This window comes from Eisenbergiella porci (assembly GCF_009696275.1).
Taxonomy (GTDB): Bacteria; Bacillota; Clostridia; order Lachnospirales; family Lachnospiraceae; genus Eisenbergiella; species Eisenbergiella porci.
In genome coordinates this window covers 1-17,876 of sequence record NZ_VUMI01000030.1, presented here as the reverse complement: position 1 = coordinate 17,876, position 17,876 = coordinate 1, and the positions used below count along the sequence as shown (strand labels likewise).

At 50.0% G+C, this 17,876-nt stretch carries 20 protein-coding genes and 1 tRNA gene; 11 read left to right on the top strand and 10 right to left on the bottom strand.

The window, feature by feature from the left end; all coding sequences use genetic code 11:
• Positions 1-12 precede the first annotated feature (12 nt).
• The 5 genes from FYJ45_RS17410 to FYJ45_RS17390 form a co-directional block, all read right to left on the bottom strand.
• Positions 13-831 carry an HAD-IIA family hydrolase gene (locus FYJ45_RS17410; RefSeq protein WP_154466143.1) on the bottom strand — a complete coding sequence of 273 codons (819 nt, stop codon included), beginning with the start codon at positions 829-831 and terminating at the stop codon, positions 13-15.
• Between the two features lie 99 nt (positions 832-930).
• A complete protein-coding gene (locus FYJ45_RS17405; protein WP_154466141.1) occupies positions 931-1,290 on the bottom strand; it encodes a DUF1667 domain-containing protein in 360 nt (119 codons plus the stop codon).
• On the bottom strand, positions 1,277-2,578 hold the full coding sequence (locus FYJ45_RS17400; RefSeq protein WP_235930869.1) for an NAD(P)/FAD-dependent oxidoreductase: 1,302 nt from the start codon (positions 2,576-2,578) through the stop codon (positions 1,277-1,279). The genes FYJ45_RS17405 and FYJ45_RS17400 overlap by 14 nt, the downstream gene beginning before the upstream one ends.
• 86 nt (positions 2,579-2,664) lie before the next feature.
• Positions 2,665-4,101: an NAD(P)/FAD-dependent oxidoreductase gene (locus FYJ45_RS17395; RefSeq protein WP_154466209.1), complete on the bottom strand. Its 1,437-nt coding sequence runs from the start codon at positions 4,099-4,101 to the stop codon at positions 2,665-2,667.
• Positions 4,102-4,279: 178 nt separating this feature from the next.
• Entirely contained in the window at positions 4,280-4,846 is a 567-nt protein-coding gene (locus FYJ45_RS17390) for a glycerol-3-phosphate responsive antiterminator (protein WP_035321864.1), read from the bottom strand.
• A 523-nt stretch (positions 4,847-5,369) separates the two neighbouring features.
• Between FYJ45_RS17390 and FYJ45_RS17385 the strand changes: the two genes are divergently transcribed.
• Complete coding sequence (locus FYJ45_RS17385) at positions 5,370-6,194, top strand: MerR family transcriptional regulator (RefSeq protein ID WP_117546063.1); 825 nt, start codon at positions 5,370-5,372, stop codon at positions 6,192-6,194.
• Complete coding sequence (locus FYJ45_RS17380; protein ID WP_154466137.1) at positions 6,184-6,840, top strand: GyrI-like domain-containing protein; 657 nt, start codon at positions 6,184-6,186, stop codon at positions 6,838-6,840. Before FYJ45_RS17385 ends, FYJ45_RS17380 begins: the two co-directional genes overlap by 11 nt.
• A 175-nt stretch (positions 6,841-7,015) precedes the next feature.
• On the opposite strand, the gene FYJ45_RS17375 is transcribed toward FYJ45_RS17380, so the two are convergent.
• Positions 7,016-7,088, bottom strand: a tRNA-Lys gene (locus tag FYJ45_RS17375).
• Positions 7,089-7,413: 325 nt separating this feature from the next.
• Here FYJ45_RS17375 and FYJ45_RS17370 point away from each other — a divergent pair.
• The 7 genes from FYJ45_RS17370 to FYJ45_RS17340 all read left to right on the top strand — a co-directional run bounded on the left by FYJ45_RS17370 (position 7,414) and on the right by FYJ45_RS17340 (position 12,991).
• Entirely contained in the window at positions 7,414-8,181 is a 768-nt protein-coding gene (locus tag FYJ45_RS17370) for a TatD family hydrolase (protein ID WP_154466135.1), read from the top strand.
• Positions 8,182-8,262: 81 nt separating this feature from the next.
• Positions 8,263-9,129: a 16S rRNA (adenine(1518)-N(6)/adenine(1519)-N(6))-dimethyltransferase RsmA gene (gene rsmA / locus FYJ45_RS17365; protein WP_154466133.1), complete on the top strand. Its 867-nt coding sequence runs from the start codon at positions 8,263-8,265 to the stop codon at positions 9,127-9,129.
• 20 nt (positions 9,130-9,149) lie between these two features.
• Positions 9,150-9,632, top strand: coding sequence for a GNAT family N-acetyltransferase (locus tag FYJ45_RS17360; protein WP_021636224.1), 483 nt, complete (start codon positions 9,150-9,152; stop codon positions 9,630-9,632).
• Positions 9,633-9,685: 53 nt separating this feature from the next.
• Positions 9,686-10,339 (top strand): HAD family hydrolase, encoded by a 654-nt coding sequence (locus FYJ45_RS17355; RefSeq protein ID WP_154466131.1) that lies wholly within the window; start codon positions 9,686-9,688, stop codon positions 10,337-10,339.
• Positions 10,336-10,851 (top strand): hypothetical protein, encoded by a 516-nt coding sequence (locus FYJ45_RS17350; protein ID WP_147331934.1) that lies wholly within the window; start codon positions 10,336-10,338, stop codon positions 10,849-10,851. The genes FYJ45_RS17355 and FYJ45_RS17350 overlap by 4 nt, the downstream gene beginning before the upstream one ends.
• Before the next feature lie 100 nt (positions 10,852-10,951).
• Positions 10,952-11,746 (top strand): ZIP family metal transporter, encoded by a 795-nt coding sequence (locus tag FYJ45_RS17345; protein ID WP_025487854.1) that lies wholly within the window; start codon positions 10,952-10,954, stop codon positions 11,744-11,746.
• 138 nt (positions 11,747-11,884) lie between these two features.
• Positions 11,885-12,991, top strand: a complete 1,107-nt coding sequence (locus tag FYJ45_RS17340) for a DUF362 domain-containing protein (protein ID WP_021636229.1) — start codon at positions 11,885-11,887, stop codon at positions 12,989-12,991.
• A gap of 114 nt (positions 12,992-13,105) precedes the next feature.
• Here FYJ45_RS17340 and trpS read toward each other — a convergent pair whose 3' ends face one another.
• Positions 13,106-14,197, bottom strand: a complete 1,092-nt coding sequence (trpS, locus tag FYJ45_RS17335; protein ID WP_021636230.1) for a tryptophan--tRNA ligase — start codon at positions 14,195-14,197, stop codon at positions 13,106-13,108.
• 333 nt (positions 14,198-14,530) lie between these two features.
• Here trpS and FYJ45_RS17330 point away from each other — a divergent pair, with 333 nt between their 5' ends.
• The gene (locus tag FYJ45_RS17330; protein WP_025487853.1) at positions 14,531-14,959 is read left to right on the top strand and encodes an Hsp20/alpha crystallin family protein; all 429 of its coding nucleotides are present in this window, start codon (positions 14,531-14,533) and stop codon (positions 14,957-14,959) included.
• 274 nt (positions 14,960-15,233) lie between these two features.
• Here the strand turns inward: FYJ45_RS17330 and FYJ45_RS17325 are convergent, their stop codons facing one another.
• Both FYJ45_RS17325 and FYJ45_RS17320 read right to left on the bottom strand, forming a co-directional pair.
• Positions 15,234-15,857: an HAD family hydrolase gene (locus FYJ45_RS17325; protein WP_154466129.1), complete on the bottom strand. Its 624-nt coding sequence runs from the start codon at positions 15,855-15,857 to the stop codon at positions 15,234-15,236.
• Positions 15,857-16,684 carry a glycerophosphodiester phosphodiesterase family protein gene (locus FYJ45_RS17320; RefSeq protein ID WP_154466127.1) on the bottom strand — a complete coding sequence of 276 codons (828 nt, stop codon included), beginning with the start codon at positions 16,682-16,684 and terminating at the stop codon, positions 15,857-15,859. The genes FYJ45_RS17325 and FYJ45_RS17320 overlap by 1 nt, the downstream gene beginning before the upstream one ends.
• Positions 16,685-16,865: 181 nt before the next feature.
• On the opposite strand from FYJ45_RS17320, the gene FYJ45_RS17315 reads away from it, so the two are divergent.
• Complete coding sequence (locus FYJ45_RS17315; RefSeq protein ID WP_154466125.1) at positions 16,866-17,234, top strand: VOC family protein; 369 nt, start codon at positions 16,866-16,868, stop codon at positions 17,232-17,234.
• Here FYJ45_RS17315 and FYJ45_RS17310 read toward each other — a convergent pair.
• Positions 17,221-17,739: an HD domain-containing protein gene (locus tag FYJ45_RS17310; RefSeq protein ID WP_154466123.1), complete on the bottom strand. Its 519-nt coding sequence runs from the start codon at positions 17,737-17,739 to the stop codon at positions 17,221-17,223. The two genes, FYJ45_RS17315 and FYJ45_RS17310, sit on opposite strands and share 14 nt — an antisense overlap.
• Between the last annotated feature and the right edge of the window lie 137 nt (positions 17,740-17,876).

The following is a 17,876-nucleotide window of genomic DNA, read 5'->3' as shown; positions in this document are numbered from 1 at the left end:
ACAGAAGGAAACTTACCGGAGCTTCTCCCAGATTTCCTTTACATCACGGAACAGGAAATCCGGCTTGATATCCCCTTCCTCTATATCCGACAGGGTGGCTTCGCCGGAGAGCACACAGACAGCGTCCACAACAGCATTTTTACCGGTGGCAATGTCCGTATACAGACGGTCGCCCACGATGACGGCATCCTCCGGCAGGCAGCCGGTATTTTTCAGCACACAGTCCACCATGATGGGCTCTGGCTTGCCGATAAAGAACGGTTCCTTCCCTGTGGCGTTTTTCAGCATAATACTCATGGAGCCGCAGTCCGGGATAAAGCCGAAGCTTACCGGGCACACCAGATCCGGATTGGTAGCCAGATACACCACATCACGGCCCAGCATGATGCAGGTATTACGGATTTTTTCGGAGGTGTTTTCCGTATCAAAACCGATGAGGACAATGGAGGCGTTCTCATCCGGCTCCGTTACCACCGTAAGGCCGCTTTCCCGCAGTTCCGTTACCAGGGAACGGGTCCCCATGCAGTATACGGTCTGCCCGGGATAATTTTCACGGATGTACATGGCGGTAGCCTGGCTGGAGGTATAGAAGTCCTCAAAGCCCGCCTGTATGCCCATGCGGGTCACTTTTTCCACATAATCGTTTACGGACTTGGAGGAATTGTTGGTAATGAAAATATAACGGCCTCCGTGATCCTTAATCTGCTGCAGAAAATCGAGCGTGCCGTCGAAGATCTCATTTTCGTTGTAAATTGTGCCGTCCATGTCCAGCAGCCATAGTTTTTTCCGCTTTAATATATCTGCACAGCGGCCGTAGAAATCTGTTATCATGTGTGAACCTTCCTTTAATCAGAGTATGGCAGCATTTCGGCTGCCTGTTTGTATAATTGGCATTAACTGCGGGGAAACAATACAGTCATACCTAATATATCAAAGCACGTCCTTGGTGGCAATGATATTTACGCCGGTCCCGGCGGCATTTTCCAAAATCACATCCCCGATATGGACAGGGGCCTTCACCTTTACATTCTTAAGCGCCCTGACACAATCGGCAATTTTTCCTTTGGGGATGTCGGAAGCTGTTTTCACGGAAACAACAGGCAGCCGTCCGCCCTCCACGCGAACGGTGGTGGTGACGATACGGGTGGGATTGGTGCATTCCTTTCTTGCATAGGCCTCGCCTCTGGGGCAGGTATTGCCTGTTACCCGGGTAACCTCCCCGTTTTCAAGGGTTACGGTAAGTGCGCAGCCTAAAGGGCAGTTAATACAGATGAGTTCACGCGTTTCCATTCGCTTCACCCCTTTCTACCTGGATGGTGATGGTTTCCGGTGCCTGGACGGACAGGAGATCGGATTTTTTTATAATTACCTGCTCCATTTCACCAGGAGCCAGCTTGTTTTTCTTCAGTCTGGCGATCTGCCTGTCATTTACATATACGCCGATATAACAGTTTTTATAAACATCGCCCACGCGGAAGCGGACGGTGAGGGTATCCTCCATATGGGAAGGGCGGATTTCCTGCGGAACCGTATAGCGGACGCCGTTTCTGGCCAGCAGGGATACCGGTCTGCCGTCATTGGCAGTCGTTTGTCCGCCGCGTATGTACTGCGCCGCATATTTTCCGGCTTTTTCCGCTTCCTCCGAAACATAGTCAACCAGATCATGTACATGGAGCACATTGCCGCAGGCAAAGACGCCGGGAGTGCTTGTTTCCAGGCTCTCATTGACGCTGGGGCCGGAGGTGACGGGAGCCATAGCCACGCCCAGCTTCCCGGACAGCTCATTTTCGGGGATCAGTCCCACGGAGAGCAGGAGGGTGTCGCAGGGAATGTATTCCTCCGTGCCGGGGACAGGCTTTCTGTTCTCATCCACCTTCGCCAGCGTTACGCCGCGCACCCGTTCCCTGCCGTCGATATCAACGACAGTGGTACTGAGTTTTAAAGGAATGCCGAAGTCGTCCAGACACTGCACGATATTTCTCTGCAAGCCGCCGGAATAGGGCATAAGCTCCGCGACTACCTTAACTTTAGCGCCCTCCAGCGTCATGCGCCGCGCCATGATCAGGCCGATATCTCCGGAACCGAGGATGACGATTTCCTTTCCGGGCATAAAGCCTTCCATATTCACCAGCCGCTGTGCGGTTCCTGCGGAATAAATGCCGGCGGGGCGGTAGCCGGGAATATTCAGCGCGCCTCTGGGCCGTTCCCTGCAGCCCATGGCCAGGATGACTGCGGCGGCGGTAAGCCTCATCAGGCCGTCCTCACGGTTCATTGCCGTCACCGTTTTTTCGGAGCCCTTCCCCGAAGTAGAGATATCAAGCACCATGGTATGCAGCTTATAAGGAATTTCCAGCTCCTTCACCTGGGAAATGAAGCGGGCGGAATACTCAGGGCCTGTCAGCTCCTCATGGAAGGTATGCAGACCAAAACCATTGTGAATGCACTGGTTCAGGATACCCCCCAGCTCATTATCCCGTTCCAGGATAAGTATTTTATCAATCCCGTTTTTCCGGGCGGAAACCGCCGCAGCCAGGCCGGCCGGGCCGCCTCCGATTATAATCAAATCATATTCAGCCATATTAATACCTTTCTGCATGGATACATGCATTGTCGCTTTTTGACAGCAGTCCGGACAACAGAACTGTCACGTTCTTTATACAGGGGTTACAGATTTTCCTTGGTGGAGCCGGTGAGCAGATAGGAATCTTTGCCGGATTTTGTCAGCTCCAGGGAGGAAATCTGCAGTTCCCTGGTAAGTATCTCCATTACCCTGGGAGAGCAGAAGCCCGACTGACAGCGTCCCATGCCCGCGCGGGTACGGCGTTTGACGCCATCCAGGGAACGCGCTCCCAAAGGCCTTTTGATAGCGTTGATAATTTCTCCCTCCGTGACCATTTCACAGCGGCAGATGACATTCCCGTAGGCAGGATCCTTGGCCACAAGCCGGGCGATTTCCTCGGGCGTGCTTTCCGCCACGCAGGGGATATCCTTCCGGCTGGAATGGAAATTCACCTTCTTTTTGGCTTCCAGCTTTTCCGCAATCTGCTCCGCCAGGAAGCAGCCGATGGCCGGCGCGCTGGAAAGGCCGGGGGAATCAATGCCTGCCGCGTTGAAAAAGCCTTCCGCGTCCTCCGCTTCCCCGAGAACAAAATCCCCGTCATCCTCGGTGGCGCGCAGTCCGGCAAAGGAAGTAATAGCCATGTTAAGCGGTATCTTTTCCGCGCTCAGCCGCGCTTTTTCCATTACCTGGGCAAGGCCCTCCGCGGTGGTGTTCACCGCTTCCTTGTCGGTAATGTCTTCTGCGGTAGGCCCGGTAAGCAGATTGCCATGCACGGTAGGCGTGATGAGGATTCCCTTGCCCAGCTTTGTGGGCTGCTGGAAAATCGTATGGGAAACAAAATTTCCCGCCTTTTTATCCAGAAGGATATACTCCCCTTTCCTGGGAGTGATATGAAGCTTCCTTCCGCTCACCATATTGTTGAACCGATCCGCATAAACGCCTGCGGCATTCACAATGCAGCGTGTTTCATAAATTCCTGCGGGGGTGGTAATGCGATAACCGTCCGCCGTTTTTTCAATGTTCTCTGCTTCCGTATTAAAATGGAACTCCACGCCGTTCTCAAAGGCATTTTCCGCAAAAGCGATTGTCATCTTAAAGGGACAGACAATCCCGCCTGTGGGGGCATCCAGCACGGCTGTCACCTCAGGCGACAGATTCGGCTCCAGCTCATGTATTTCCTCTCCGGAAACGATACGCACATCGGCAACGCCGTTGGCTTCGGCGCGCTCCCTGAGTACTTCAAGCCCGGGCAGATCCTTTTCATCAAAACAGAGAACCAGGGATCCATTTCTTTTAAATGGAAAATCCAGTTCTTTGGAAAGCGCATCCATCATGCGGTTTCCCGCCACGTTCATTCTGGCCTTCAGCGTGCCGGGAACCGCATCATACCCCGCATGGATAATGGCGCTGTTGGCCTTGGAGGTACCGCAGCACACATCCTCCTCCCGCTCCAGGACAGCCAGCTTCAGCTGGTAACGTGACAGCTCCCTGGCAATGGCGCAGCCTGTAACACCCGCGCCTATTACGATTACATCATACATATTTTCCTCCATTCTGCCGCCTGCGCGGCCCCTCGGCTGCAAAACCATAAGAAAAAAACAGCCCAAAAACACATACCCACAGGGTATGCCTTTTTTGCTGTCTCTTTTTCTCCTGCAAATACAATATTCAGTTCCGCAAATCTTTTTTGTAAGTGTTCAGTACCCTCACAGTTGCTTTTTACATAAACCAGACCTTCCGGTTGGTGGTGGATATGGAAATCGCCCCCGCATTCAGCGCCGCCATAATGTCCTCCCGATCCGTGATCAGGCCGCCGGCAATGACCGGGATTCTTCCTTCCGCACAGATGCGCCGTATCACCTTGGGCATCAGGCCGGGAAGAACTTCAATAAAATCAGGATGTACCGATTCGGATTGCCTCCGGATATTTTCGAAGGCCATGGAATCAATGGCGAAGAAACGCATGACGGTGAACATCCCCAGCTCCTTTGCCTGCCGTATCAGCGCCGGTTTTGTGGATATGATACCGTCAGCGGCGGTGGTGCTGTGGATAAAGCTCACCGCAATTTCCTTTCCGGAAAGCCCTGAAATCAGATCCAGGTGGACAATCACTGTTTTACCGGCATCCTTCAGCCGCCCCACGATTCCGGAAATACTGCAGATATCCCCATACAGGACAAATACAATCCGGATTTCGGAGTCAAGGCAGGCCCGCAGCCCCTCTTCGTCTTTTACGGCGGCGATTACGGGACAATCCTCAAACTGTTCCATCAATAGCTTATTCATGCATATACCTCTGAAGTCCATGTAAAATATCCCTCGGCCGCCTCAGTCCTGAAGGCTGCTGGCTGACAGCCTTTACTGCAGTACAGCATGAAAAAGCGCCTGCCCCGCTGCCTGTGGGAATAAAAAAAGACAAACGAAAACAGGCTCTTTGTAAAAGCCCATTGTTTTGTCTCCTGTCTCTGAATCCATTTTAGCACAGCAGAGTGGCAAACGCAAGAAAATAGTCTGAATTATTGACACTATCAGACGCAATTAGTGTTACTGTTCACTCCGTGACCAGTAACTGCATAAATCCATTAAAAATCGCCTGCGGCGATGGGATTTATGCACTCTTGAATCACTTTCTTATGTACTGTGCAGTAAATGCACAGTACTGAGTGAACAGTAACCAATTAATTTCTGCTTACATCCCGCAATTAAGAAAGACTTGACTTTTCCCTGCGGGGGAGGGTGTATATTATGTATATCGGAAGCTGTTCGGAAGGCGGGGGCCTTCTGGGGAAAAGCGGAGAGGAGGAAAAATATGTATCGTATCGGTGAATTTTCCAGGATTACAAGTCTGACGGTAAAAGCGCTGCGCTATTATGATGAAGAAGGAATCCTCAGCCCCTCGGAGCGGGATAAGAACGGATATCGTCTGTATAATGAAACGGATTACGAGAAGGCAAGACAGATCGTTTTGCTTCGGGAGCTGGATTTTTCCATTATGGAGATTAAGGATGTGCTTTCCGCCTGTGTGGGAGAAGAGGATCTGGCTTTCTTTCTCAAAGAAAAGCAGGCGCAGGTCCGGCAGCGTATCTCTAAGGAAAAGGCATTGTTAAAAAAGCTGGAGGAAGCCCTTCCCTCCGGAACGGAAGCCTCCGCTGTGAACCGCAGCTATACGCTGGAGCGTAAAACGGCGGAAGAGCTTCTTGTTATTTCCATCCGTTTCAGGGGAAAATATCCGGAGGTGGGCAAATACGCCGGCAGACTGTTTAAGGCGGCAGGAAGCAAGGCCTGCGGAGCGCCCTTCAGTCTGTATTATGATGAAGAATACAGGGAGGAAGCGGATATTGAGCTTTGCCTTCCTGTAAGCAGCCGGATAGCGGTCCCGGAGATTACCTGCAGGAGACTGCCTGGAATCACGGCGCTGTGTACGATGCATGAGGGCAGCTATGAGGAGCTTGGCGCGGCCTATAAGGCACTGCTGGATGGCGCGGCGGAGAGAAAGCTGATACCGCAAGGCCCCTCACGCGAGATATACCTGAAAGGTCCTGGCGCCATTTTCCGGGGAAACCCGGCGCACTACAGGACAGAACTGATGCTGCCGGTGGCGGAAGAACCGGGAAAGGATAATTATGTCGGATAAATATGATTTCAAAAAAGAATACAGACAGCTGTACCAGACGAAGACGGATCCGGTGGTGATACAGGTTCCCCCCAGAAAATATCTGTGTGTGGACGGCTTCGGGGATCCGAATACCAGCCGGGAATATCAGGATGCGGTTGCGCTCCTGTATGGTATCACTTATACAATAAAAATGAGCAGGACAGAAGCGCCTGCGCAGGGCTATTTTGACTATGTGGCGCCTCCGCTGGAGGGCTTCTGGGATATTGATGGGAAAGGCTTTGACGGACACCGGATTACGGATAAGGAACGCTTTGCCTGGACATCCTTTATGGCGGTGCCCGATTATGTCACCCCTCAGGTGCTGAAATGGGCTGCAAAAAAGCTGCGTACCAAAAAGCCGGGGTTAAATCCGTCGGCAGTGCGCCTTGAGATTTTTGAGGAAGGACTGTGCGTGCAGTGCATGCATGTGGGAACCTATGACAGTGAACCGGAAACCATCCGGCGGATGAATGAGTTCCTGGAGCAGGAAGGCTATGAAACGGACATCACTCCACAGAGGAGGCACCACGAGATCTACCTGGGGGATCCGAGGAAACAGGCGCCGGAAAAAAGAAAAACCATAATCCGCCACCCCATAAAACGCAAAGCAGTACCTGTGGAATAACTGAACAATTGCCGCCAAAACATCAAAAAAACGGCCCGGAAGGCCTGACACTCTGTCACGGCTTCCCGGGCCGGCATTGTTTCCGCCCTGATGCGAATTGCCTGCATTGCTTTTAAACACAAAAAAAAGCACCAACCCCGAAGCTCTTAAGTCTTCAAAATCGGTACTTTCAAAGTGCGCCTTCAGGGGCTCGAACCCTGGACACCCTGATTAAGAGTCAGGTGCTCTACCAACTGAGCTAAAGGCGCTTATTTCTTTGTTTTATCTTCCGCAGTGCAGGATTTATTATATTATATAAATTTCATTTTTGCAATACCTTTTTTAAAAAAATTAAGAAATTTTTTCACCTGCTTTAAGAATACTATAAAGTATGTTATTATTGTAACCATTCAGGCAGGTTTGCGCATTCACTGCGCAAACCGTGAGAAAACGTGGTGGCAGCAAGTATCCGCCCCTCGCCGAAGGCGACTTATAATGGGCGGATGCAGTAACAGTTCGGCCGAAAGCTGAACTGTTACTTATTATTCTGGAGAATTGAAAGAAATAATGATAGAAACGATAAGAGGTGCTATAATGATTTTTGACAGTCATGCACACTATGATGATGAAGCCTTTGATGCGGACAGGGAGGCGCTCCTTGACAGCTTTCCCGCAAATGGCATCGGCTGTGTGGTAAATGCCGGCGCAAGCTTTGCTTCAAATAAAAAAACAATGGAGCTGATTTCCCGGTATCCGTTTCTGTATGCAGCGGTGGGAATCCATCCCGAACATGCGGATGCCCTGGATGATAAAGGCCTGGAATGGCTCCGGGAACAGTTTTCCAATCCCAAGGTGGTGGCGGTGGGAGAGATCGGCCTTGACTACTACTGGGATGAGCCGGCCCGTGAAATTCAGAAGAAAGCCTTTATCAGCCAGCTGGCTCTTGCCCGGGAGGTAAAGCGTCCCGTGGTAATTCATTCCAGGGACGCCTGTCTGGATACCCTGGATATTATGAGGGAAGAATACGGAAAAGGAGAACCTGCGGTTATTCACTGTTTTTCTTATTCCAGGGAGGCGGCCAGAGACTTCCTGAATCTGGGATGCATGATCGGAATCGGCGGCGTGGTAACCTTTAAAAATGCCAGGAAGGCTAAAGAAGCGGTGGAGTACATCCCCATAGACAGGATCCTTCTGGAAACGGACTGCCCGTATTTAACGCCGGAGCCGAACCGGGGAAAAAGAAATTCTTCCCTGAACCTTCCTTATGTTGCGAAGCAGATAGCGAAGCTGAAGGGCATGACGGCGGAAGAGGTGGTGGAAATCACGGATTTAAACGCCAGAAAATTTTATGGAATCAATTAAAAAACGCAGCAGGCCTTATACCGGCCCATTATCTGCGGCAGTGATACAGGCTTCATCAGCATATGGTACGGAGGAGATTTTATGCCCAAAATAGGTACGCCCGGCAGAACAGTTGAGGTACTTCAGAAATATCAGTTTAACTTTCAGAAAAAATACGGCCAGAACTTCCTGATAGAACCCCAGGTGCTGGAAACAATCGTGGACGCGGCACACATACAAACGGATGACTGTGTGCTGGAAATAGGGCCCGGTATTGGAACCATGACCCAGTATCTGGCGGAACAGGCCAGGGAAGTCGTGGCGGTGGAGATAGATAAGGCCCTGATCCCCATCCTGCAGGATACCCTTTCCGAGTATCCCAATGTTACCATAATCAATGAGGATATTCTCAAGGTAGATCTGGAAAAACTGGTAAAAGAGAAAAATGACGGCCGCCCTGTAAAGGTAGTGGCAAACCTTCCCTATTATATAACCACCCCCATCATCATGCAGCTGTTTGAAAGCCATGTGCCGCTTCACAGCATAACCATCATGGTGCAGACCGAGGTGGCCCAGCGGATGAAGGTGGGGCCGGGAACAAAAGACTACGGAGCGCTTTCCCTGGCGGTCCAGTATTATTCCCGCCCGGAAATTATCACCCATGTGCCTCCCACCTGCTTTATTCCCAGACCTAACGTGGGAAGCACCGTAATCCGGCTGACCAGGTATGAAAAGCCGCCGGTTGAGGCTGCGGACGAAAGCTTTTTATTCAGCCTGATCCGGGCGTCCTTTAACCAACGCAGAAAGACGCTGGTAAACGGCCTGAGCAATGCATCCGGCCTGAATCTTCCCAAAGCACAGATTACGGAGGCGCTGGAGCAGATGGGATTGCCCGCCAATGTACGTGGCGAAACCTTCACACTGGAGCAGTTCGCCCGCCTGTCTGAGCTTTTGTACCGGAAAAAATAGAAGAAAAAAGGAGAGGGAATATGGCTGATTATCTGGTGAATTTGTATGATATGGATCCGTCCTGGTCTCCGGAAAAGCTGGAGGAGGCAGGAATCACCATCCGCCGCGTCCTCAGCCCGGATAAAGGAAAGGTAATGGAGTTCGTCCGTAAATATTACGAGGGCGGCTGGGAAAGCGAATGTGAACACGCCTTTTCCCACGATCCCATCACCTGCTATATCGCGGTGCAGAAAGGGGAAATCATCGGCTTTTCCTGCTTTGATGCCACGGCAAAAGGCTATTTCGGCCCAATCGGTATCAGACCGGATGAAAAAGGGCACGGCACCGGCCAGGCTCTCCTGCGCGCAGCGCTGCTTGGCATGCGGGAGGCGGGCTATGGCTATGCGGTCATCGGCTGGGCGGAGCACGCGGAAGGCTTTTACCGCAAAAGCCTGAAAAAAGTGTTTGAAATACCTGATTCCCAGGCGGAAAATACCATTTACCGTACGCTGACGATATTTTAACGACAGAAGGATCCGCAGAGGAAAGCTTAATAAACCAACAGTATGGAGAAAATATGATTGAAGCAATCTGTTTTGATATGGACGGCATACTATTCGACACGGAAAGACTGAGCGTGGAAAGCTGGATTGCCGTTGCCGAAAAATTAGGACTGGGAAACATTGAAAAAGGAGTATACGGCTGCATCGGACTGAACCGTACGGACTGCCGCATTTTCCTGAAGGAGGTTTACGGAGAGGACTTCCCCTATGATTATTTCAGGGAACAGACCTCCGCCCTTTTCCAGGAAAGAGTGGAAAAAGAAGGACTTCCTGTGATGAAGGGAGCCGGGGAGCTCCTGACCTGGCTGCAGGAAAAAGGCGTAAAGATCGCCCTGGCCTCCTCCACCGGACAGGAAAAGGTGCTCAGCCATCTGCGCAGAGCGGATTTTACGGACTTTTTCCAGGTGGTAATCGGCGGGGATATGGTGGAGCACAGCAAGCCTCTTCCTGATATTTATTTGAAGGCATGCGAGCTGCTGGGGGTGAAGCCGGAGAACGCCATTGCCATAGAGGACTCGCCCAACGGCATTCGTTCCGCAGCGGCAGCAGGCATGCTTCCTGTTATGGTGCCTGATATGGTGGAACCTACGCCCGAAATAGAAGAATTGCTCTATCACAAATGCGACAGTCTTTTTGCTGTCAGGGATTTTCTGGAGGATATGCTGTGATGCTGACTCAGGTGCAAAAGCTGCAGTTGAAAAATGCGGTGCAGCGGGTGCTTCATGTGCCCGGAAATTATCGCGGCGGCCCGATAGAAATGGCGGTTGTGGCCGATTACTCCGCAGACGGGGAAGCTTTGGCCGAATGCGGCAAGGAAATTGTGGCCGTACTCAAGTCCATGGGAGATACCTTCCGTAATGTGCGTCTGAACCTGGTCAGATGGAAAGCGGATGACGACATTAATCATGAAATATCCGCCCTTGCCTATTTGCAGACAGGAAGCGCCTTTCAGGATTATGAACCTTTTGCTTCCCGGAAAAGGCTGGAGCTGCTCTGCGGACAGCTGAAAATGTTTCAGGCCCGTTCCCGGCTGCTGCTTCTTATCACAGACGGGGACTTGATTATAGAGGATCAGGCCCTGCTGCGGGAGAACCTGAATCCCTTCCTGTACAGAAAGCTGATATTGATAACTCCGGAAGGGATAAAGCAAGGAAGCAGCCTTCTGCAGAATAATGAATAAAAGGGCAGCTATTCAGTCAGGTCAGTGCCCTTGCTGCCGGGGCCTGCGCTTTAAGCTGACACGGTTACTCTGACACAGCTACTGAAAAAGGAGGTAATTTATGAGTCAGGCATTGATTTGGGCGGCCGGCGGAACCGGCTTTACGTTCCTGATGACAACGCTGGGCGCCGCTATGGTATTTCTGTTCCGCGGCGAGATCAATATGAAAATACAGAGGGTCTTTCTGGGATTTGCGGCGGGAGTCATGATTGCTGCGTCCGTATGGTCCCTGCTGATCCCTGCGATTAATGAGGCGGAAAAGGCAGGAGGCATCGGATGGATTCCGGCAGCGGGCGGTTTTGTGCTGGGCATTCTCTTTCTGCTCCTGATGGATCAGCTGCTTCCCCATCTGCATGCCGGTTCTTCGGAACCGGAGGGAATGACTTCTTCCTGGAAGCGTACCACGCTTCTTGTCATGGCCGTCACCCTGCACAATATCCCTGAGGGAATGGCGGTAGGCCTTGCATTCGCCATGGCGGCGCAGAACATGGGGATGGAGGCGGGAGCCGCCGCCGCATTTGCGCTTGCCCTGGGTATCGGTATCCAGAACTTCCCCGAAGGCGCGGCAATATCACTGCCTCTGCGCCAGGAAGGAATCCCTACATGGAAAGCCTTTCTGTATGGCAGCCTTTCAGGTATTGTGGAGCCGGTTTTCGGAATTCTTGTTGTGCTTGTGGCCGGCGGAATCCAGCCGCTGATGCCCTGGCTTCTCAGCTTTGCAGCCGGTGCCATGATGTATGTGGTGGTGGAAGAGCTGATTCCGGAAGCACATCTGGGAGAGCATTCCAATGTGGGAACCCTGGGGGTTATGGTCGGTTTCCTCATTATGATGATACTGGATGTGGCACTGGGATGAATTAATGGCCGGATGTCCTGCCGCGGGCTGCGGGACACATCCGGTCTCCCGCCAGCCATTAAGCTGGCATGCCGGTGTTAATGCACGCGTATCTGTCAGGCCCGCTGTACATAAAAAATAAATTGGGAGGAATTACAAATGGAAAAATCAAAGGTTTATTTTACAACAATGAAAACTTCTTTTTCTGAGAATCTGCCTCAGAAGCTGGAACGTCTGATTAAAACGGCAGGAATCGGAAACATTGATTTCAGCAACAAGTACGCCGCTATAAAAATGCACTTCGGCGAGCCAGGCAACCTGGCATATCTGCGTCCCAACTACGCCGCAGTGGTGGTAAAGGTAATCAAAGAACTCGGCGGCAAGGCCTTCCTCACGGACTGCAACACACTGTATGTGGGCGGTAGAAAGAATGCCCTGGATCACATAGATGCAGCCTACCAGAATGGTTTTTCCCCATTTTCCACCGGCTGCCATGTCATCATTGCCGATGGACTGAAGGGAACCGATGAAGAATTGGTTCCCGTAGAAGGCGGGGAATATGTAAAGGAAGCCAAAATCGGCCGCGCCATTATGGATGCGGATGTTTTTATCACTCTCAGCCATTTCAAGGGACACGAAGCCACCGGTTTCGGCGGCGCGCTGAAGAATATCGGCATGGGCTGCGGATCCCGCGCCGGCAAGATGGAAATGCACAACGCAGGCAAGCCCTATGTGGAGCAGGAAAACTGCATCGGCTGCGGCCGCTGTATCAAAATCTGCGCCCATGATGCTCCCTCCATTACAGACGGCAAGGCCTCCATTGACCACGACAAATGTGTTGGCTGCGGCCGCTGCATCGGAGTCTGCCCCATGGATGCCGTCTGCACTCCCGGAGATGAAAGCAATGATATCCTCAACCGTAAAATAGCGGAATACAGCAAAGCTGTGGTAACCGGACGCCCCCACTTCCATATCAGCCTTGTAGTGGATGTTTCCCCCAACTGCGACTGCCATTCCGAAAACGATATTCCCATCGTTCCTGATGTGGGAATGTTTGCCTCTTTCGATCCGGTAGCACTGGACGTAGCCTGTGCAGATGCGGTAAATAAACAGCCCGTTATCAGCGGCAGCCAGCTTGACCGGATGCCCCATGTACACCATGACCACTTCATTGATTCCGCTCCGGAGACCAACTGGCACTCCTGCATTGAACATGCGGTGAAAATCGGCCTTGGCAGCGACCAGTATGAGTTGATTGAAATCTGATATAGTACATAATCTGACAAAATACATAAAAAAGAATCAGAAAAGCCCGGACTGGCAGTTTATTAAACCGCCTGTCCGGGCTTTTATATGCTCTCCAAAAGCACAAATCGGCTTTTATTTATCCGAAGCAAATCTTTCCGCCTGCTCCTGAATCAGCGCCTGATCCTCAAAATAGTTGATCTTCATCGCATTCTTCACCTCGGACAACGTCCTGGCGGCCTCTGCCTCGGCAGCCTCGCTGCCCTCCTTCAGGATCCGGTAAATTTCAGGAATATCCTTTTCAAATTCCTTTCTCCGTTTCCGAATGGGTTCCAGCTCCTCCTGCATTACATTATTCAGGAACTTCTTTACCTTAACATCTCCCAGGCCGCCGCGCGCGTAATGATCCTCCATTTCCTGAAGATTCTGATAATCAGGGCAGTAGCGTTCAAAATGTTCATCCCGGCAGAATGCTTCCAGATAAATAAATACCGGATTTCCTTCCACCTTTCCGGGATCCTGTACACGCAGGTGACCGGGATCGGTGAACATGGACATGATTTTCTGCTTTACATCCGCTTCGCTGTCGGACAGATAAATACAGTTATTCAGAGATTTGCTCATCTTTGCCTTCCCGTCAATACCCGGCAGGCGCAGACATACCTTGTTGTCAGGCAGCAGGATATTAGGGTCTGTAAGTGTCTCCCCATATACGGAATTGAACTTGTGGACGATTTCCTTCGTCTGCTCAATCATGGGCGCCTGATCCTCGCCTACTGGAACCGTAGTGGCATGGAACGCGGTAATATCCGCCGCCTGGCTGATAGGGTAGGTAAAAAAGCCCACAGGAATGCTTGTCTCAAAATTACGCATCTGAATTTCAGACTTCACGGTAGGATTCCTCTGCAGCCTGGAAACAGTAACCAGATTCATATAATAAAAAGAAAGCTCGCACAGTTCAGGAATCTGGGACTGAATAAAAAGAGTGGACTTTGCCGGATCAAGCCCGCAGGACAGATAATCCAGCGCCACTTCAATAATATTCTGACGCACCTTCTCCGGATTGTCTGCATTATCGGTCAGCGCCTGCGCATCTGCGATCATAATAAAAATCTTATCATATTCTCCGGAATTCTGAAGCTCCACTCTCCGCTTCAGGGAGCCTACATAGTGCCCAACATGAAGCGGACCGGTAGGGCGGTCGCCCGTTAAGATAACTTTGCTCATGATAATTCTCCTGTCACATAAGAAAATATATTTTACTGCGTTCTATTTTACTCGTTCTCCGGGGGATATGTCCAGTGAATCCGCTTATTTTTTATAAAAACAGCCATAACGGACAAATCCTTTCCGCTGCCTTTTCAAAATTGCGCCTGCCTTCAGCATAAGATACAGAATAAATGCATAACATAAGCTTTATATTTTTTTTATAATTAAATTAGCACTCACCTCTTGACAGTGCTAACAATGCATGTTATAAATGTTATAGAACAACAAAGGGGAACGGCAGACAAGCCGGAGACCTCTTTATAAATAATAAGAAATCAGGAGGAATGAACTATGTTAATCAGAAACAACTTTTTCAATGACTTTTTCGGTGATATGTTTGATGACCCGTTTTTTAACAGAGGATACGCTCCTCAGACCCAGCTGATGAAAACAGATATCCGCGAGAAGGACGGACAGTACCTTCTGGAAATTGAAGTTCCCGGCTTTACCAAAGATGATGTAAAGGCCGAATTAAAGGAAGGCTACCTCACCATTACCGCAGACAGGAAAGAGCCTGTGGAAAGAGCGGATGAGAGAACCAAGTATGTAAGGAAAGAAAGATATTACGGAACCATGAAGAGAACCTTCTATATCGGCGAGGAGATTACGGAGAACGAAATCCATGCAGCCTTCAAGGACGGAATTCTGAAGATTATGATTGATAAGCCTCAGCCCAAGAAGATTGAAGAAGAGAAGACAATCATCCCTATTGAGGGCTGACGGACTTCCTTCAGGGTTCAGTGATTGCCCTCCGATACTGCCGGCGGTAACCGGTTTTATATAGATAAAGGACAATACCAGTCCCAGACTGTTAAAATACCCTCCCCTTTTAATCCTTTGTTATCATGTTAAAAGGAACCTGCTTCCGATGGCAGACAGCCCACGGAAGCAGGTTCCTTTTTGCAGATAATCCTGTAATCCCACAAAATCATCTTAATTTTCATCAATAAAACAGCAGCATATCACTGTAAAACCGATGAAGTCCGCCCGCGGCCTACACAAGCTTCAAAATATCCCAGGGCTCCGCCAGCCGTACATCTGCGGCTATGGCCTCCGGATTTTTACACCCCCACAGAGCCAGCGCGCGTTTTACCCCTGCGCTCCCGGCACACTGCATATCATAAATGCTGTCGCCGATATAAACAGCCTGTTCCGGAGAAATTCCCGCTTTCTTCAGATAATAAAGCATAGGTCCTGGACTGGGTTTATGCTCCGGGGTATCCGAGGAAGTAACAGAGATGGTAAAATATTTCTCCAATCCCAACGGTATCATATCATGATCATACTCTTCCTGATTTTTCGATGTTATTGTCCCCAGAATAATTCCCTTATCCCTCAAATGCTCCAGAATCTCCGGAATATCAGGATAAATGGAAACATCATTGGCATGCGAATTATAGAAGGCATCCCATTTTTTCAGCTTCTCAGGAATTCCATCCTCAATCCCCAGCTGTGCCAGAGCCTGGCTTCCCGGGATCCCCAGACAGAAATATAACTGCTCCGGCGCATATTGGATCCCCTTTTCTTCCAACAGCAGCTCCTGAAGCCCTTTTATAATAGCCCTTTCCGTATTAATCAACGTTCCGTCGATATCAAAAATAAAATGACGCTCCTGCATCAGGCATCCCCTTCCGGTATAAAACCTTCAAAAATGAACAATGTAAAGTCCTTCCGGCATTCATCCATTTCTTTCTGGGAACGGATTGTCCATCCCACCGAAAGCGCATGATAGAAGCCGCAGCAAATCCTTCTTGACAAATCATCCCGGTAAAGCCAGTTGTAAGCAATAAAATCCGGCCTGGCCGCAATGTTGGAAAGCATTTTGCTCAACAGGAAAAAAGGAAGGCTGCAATTTTTGTTCTCCTTATTGAAATTCGTGCAAAGCTGCCCCCGGAACACATCAGGCCGGTGCTTCCTGTACCAGATAAGCGCGGAAGGATGAAAAGATTCAATACAGTAAACACCCTGGTATCCCCTCAGCTGTTCATTGACTGCCTCAGGAATCCTGTCATCCTTCTTATCCATTTTGATTTCAATGATAAGAGGAACCTGCCCGTTTACCAGAGTAAGGAATTCCTGAAAAGTAGGAATCCGCTCCTGCGTCCCTGCCAGGGAAAGCTGCTTAAGCTCCGCCAGGGTCAATTCATTCACCCGTTTCTCCACACCGCACATACGTGTCAGGGTAGCATCATGAAAAACCACCGGAATGCCGTCCTTTGAAAGCTGCACATCCATTTCCATGCCAAACCCCTTCTCAATGGCCAGCCTGAATGCTTTCATGGAATTCTCCGGAACTCCGGCTTCCAAATCGTGAAGCCCGCGGTGCGCATAATATTGATGAAGCAGTGCACCGCAGTCCGGCTTATGCAGCCTTGGCATAATCAAGATCATATAAAGCAGAAACAAAAGCAAAATAACAACAATAAGAACTACTAACGTGTGCATGAAAAAAACTCTCCTTTATCTTAAGTCTGAAAATAAGTCTGCATAACCCCATCACTACAATAGTATAAAGCTCTTTTCCTGAAATGTCATTCCAAAAAAACAGGTTGCAATACACACCTGCTCCGTATAAAATGCACATATCAGAAACTGTACGCGCAGCATTGCGCAGAGAGGAGCCAATATGAAATTCAGTTTTGCCCATAACAATTTAAACGTAACGGATCTGGATAAATCACTCCGTTTTTATGAAGAGGCTCTTGGCCTGAAGGCCGCCCGCACCAAAGAATCCTCCGACGGGAGCTTCATCCTTGCATTCCTGACCGACGGTGTTACTCCTCATCAGCTGGAGCTGACCTGGCTGAGGGACTGGGAAAAGGATTCCTATGACCTGGGAGACAACGAATTCCACCTGGCCTTTGCTGTTGATGACATGGAGGCTGCCCATGCGAAGCACAGGGAAATGGGCTGCATCTGCTTTGAAAATGAGGCTATGGGAATCTATTTTATAGCCGATCCTGACGGCTATTGGATAGAAATTATTCCCGCGTAGCCTCCGGATCCAGGGAAAGGCCGAACATGTCGGCGCATATCTGTCTGCCGCTTTCAGTACGAAAGATGCGCCGCAGGACCTGTCCGGCCGTTTCCCTTGACTTATTTCCTTCGTATAGGTTTACCAGAAAATCGGCCTCCACCAGAATCTGATAATCCAAACCGTTGATGTCCGTGTAAGTATGATGATGTGCGATCAGATAACACACCCTGTCAATCACCGAATCCTCAAAATCCAGCGTTTCCAGCATTGCCCTGGCAATGACAGGCCCCTCCAGCTCCTGATGCTTTCCATCCGCGTCCCCGTACTTTTCTTCGCTTACCTTAATTCCGATATCATGTACAATCGAGGCAATCTCAAGAATATTCTGTTCCTCATCCCCAAGCTTCTCCAATTTTCCTATGACGCCCGCAAAATCATGCACCTTTATGAAATGCTGTATCCGGCAGGGATCATTTGCATAATAACTGATCATTGTCTTAATTAGAAGCGCCTTCTTATCCATCGTAATTCCACCTAGTATAATAATGGTGTAGTCAAGAACGACTACTGGTTAACAGTTACAAAGTCCAATCTAATAAATCTATATAGATATAACGGAAGGAGGAGTTCCCCCTCCATCAGAAGTTATAGGACAACTTT

Bases quoted from the DNA above. Each gene is read 5' to 3' on its own strand.
- FYJ45_RS17390 (WP_035321864.1), bottom strand. From the start codon at position 4,846: ATGAATAAGCTATTGATGGAACAGTTTGAGGATTGTCCCGTAATCGCC.
- FYJ45_RS17385 (WP_117546063.1), top strand. From the start codon at position 5,370: ATGTATCGTATCGGTGAATTTTCCAGGATTACAAGTCTGACGGTAAAA.
- FYJ45_RS17405 (WP_154466141.1), bottom strand. From the start codon at position 1,290: ATGGAAACGCGTGAACTCATCTGTATTAACTGCCCTTTAGGCTGCGCA.
- FYJ45_RS17355 (WP_154466131.1), top strand. From the start codon at position 9,686: ATGATTGAAGCAATCTGTTTTGATATGGACGGCATACTATTCGACACG.
- FYJ45_RS17310 (WP_154466123.1), bottom strand. From the start codon at position 17,739: ATGGATAAGAAGGCGCTTCTAATTAAGACAATGATCAGTTATTATGCA.
- FYJ45_RS17410 (WP_154466143.1), bottom strand. From the start codon at position 831: ATGATAACAGATTTCTACGGCCGCTGTGCAGATATATTAAAGCGGAAA.
- FYJ45_RS17320 (WP_154466127.1), bottom strand. From the start codon at position 16,684: ATGCACACGTTAGTAGTTCTTATTGTTGTTATTTTGCTTTTGTTTCTG.
- FYJ45_RS17345 (WP_025487854.1), top strand. From the start codon at position 10,952: ATGAGTCAGGCATTGATTTGGGCGGCCGGCGGAACCGGCTTTACGTTC.
- FYJ45_RS17395 (WP_154466209.1), bottom strand. From the start codon at position 4,101: ATGTATGATGTAATCGTAATAGGCGCGGGTGTTACAGGCTGCGCCATT.
- trpS (WP_021636230.1), bottom strand. From the start codon at position 14,197: ATGAGCAAAGTTATCTTAACGGGCGACCGCCCTACCGGTCCGCTTCAT.
- rsmA (WP_154466133.1), top strand. From the start codon at position 8,263: ATGCCCAAAATAGGTACGCCCGGCAGAACAGTTGAGGTACTTCAGAAA.
- FYJ45_RS17370 (WP_154466135.1), top strand. From the start codon at position 7,414: ATGATTTTTGACAGTCATGCACACTATGATGATGAAGCCTTTGATGCG.
- FYJ45_RS17330 (WP_025487853.1), top strand. From the start codon at position 14,531: ATGTTAATCAGAAACAACTTTTTCAATGACTTTTTCGGTGATATGTTT.
- FYJ45_RS17315 (WP_154466125.1), top strand. From the start codon at position 16,866: ATGAAATTCAGTTTTGCCCATAACAATTTAAACGTAACGGATCTGGAT.
- FYJ45_RS17340 (WP_021636229.1), top strand. From the start codon at position 11,885: ATGGAAAAATCAAAGGTTTATTTTACAACAATGAAAACTTCTTTTTCT.
- FYJ45_RS17360 (WP_021636224.1), top strand. From the start codon at position 9,150: ATGGCTGATTATCTGGTGAATTTGTATGATATGGATCCGTCCTGGTCT.
- FYJ45_RS17380 (WP_154466137.1), top strand. From the start codon at position 6,184: ATGTCGGATAAATATGATTTCAAAAAAGAATACAGACAGCTGTACCAG.
- FYJ45_RS17400 (WP_235930869.1), bottom strand. From the start codon at position 2,578: ATGGCTGAATATGATTTGATTATAATCGGAGGCGGCCCGGCCGGCCTG.
- FYJ45_RS17325 (WP_154466129.1), bottom strand. From the start codon at position 15,857: ATGCAGGAGCGTCATTTTATTTTTGATATCGACGGAACGTTGATTAAT.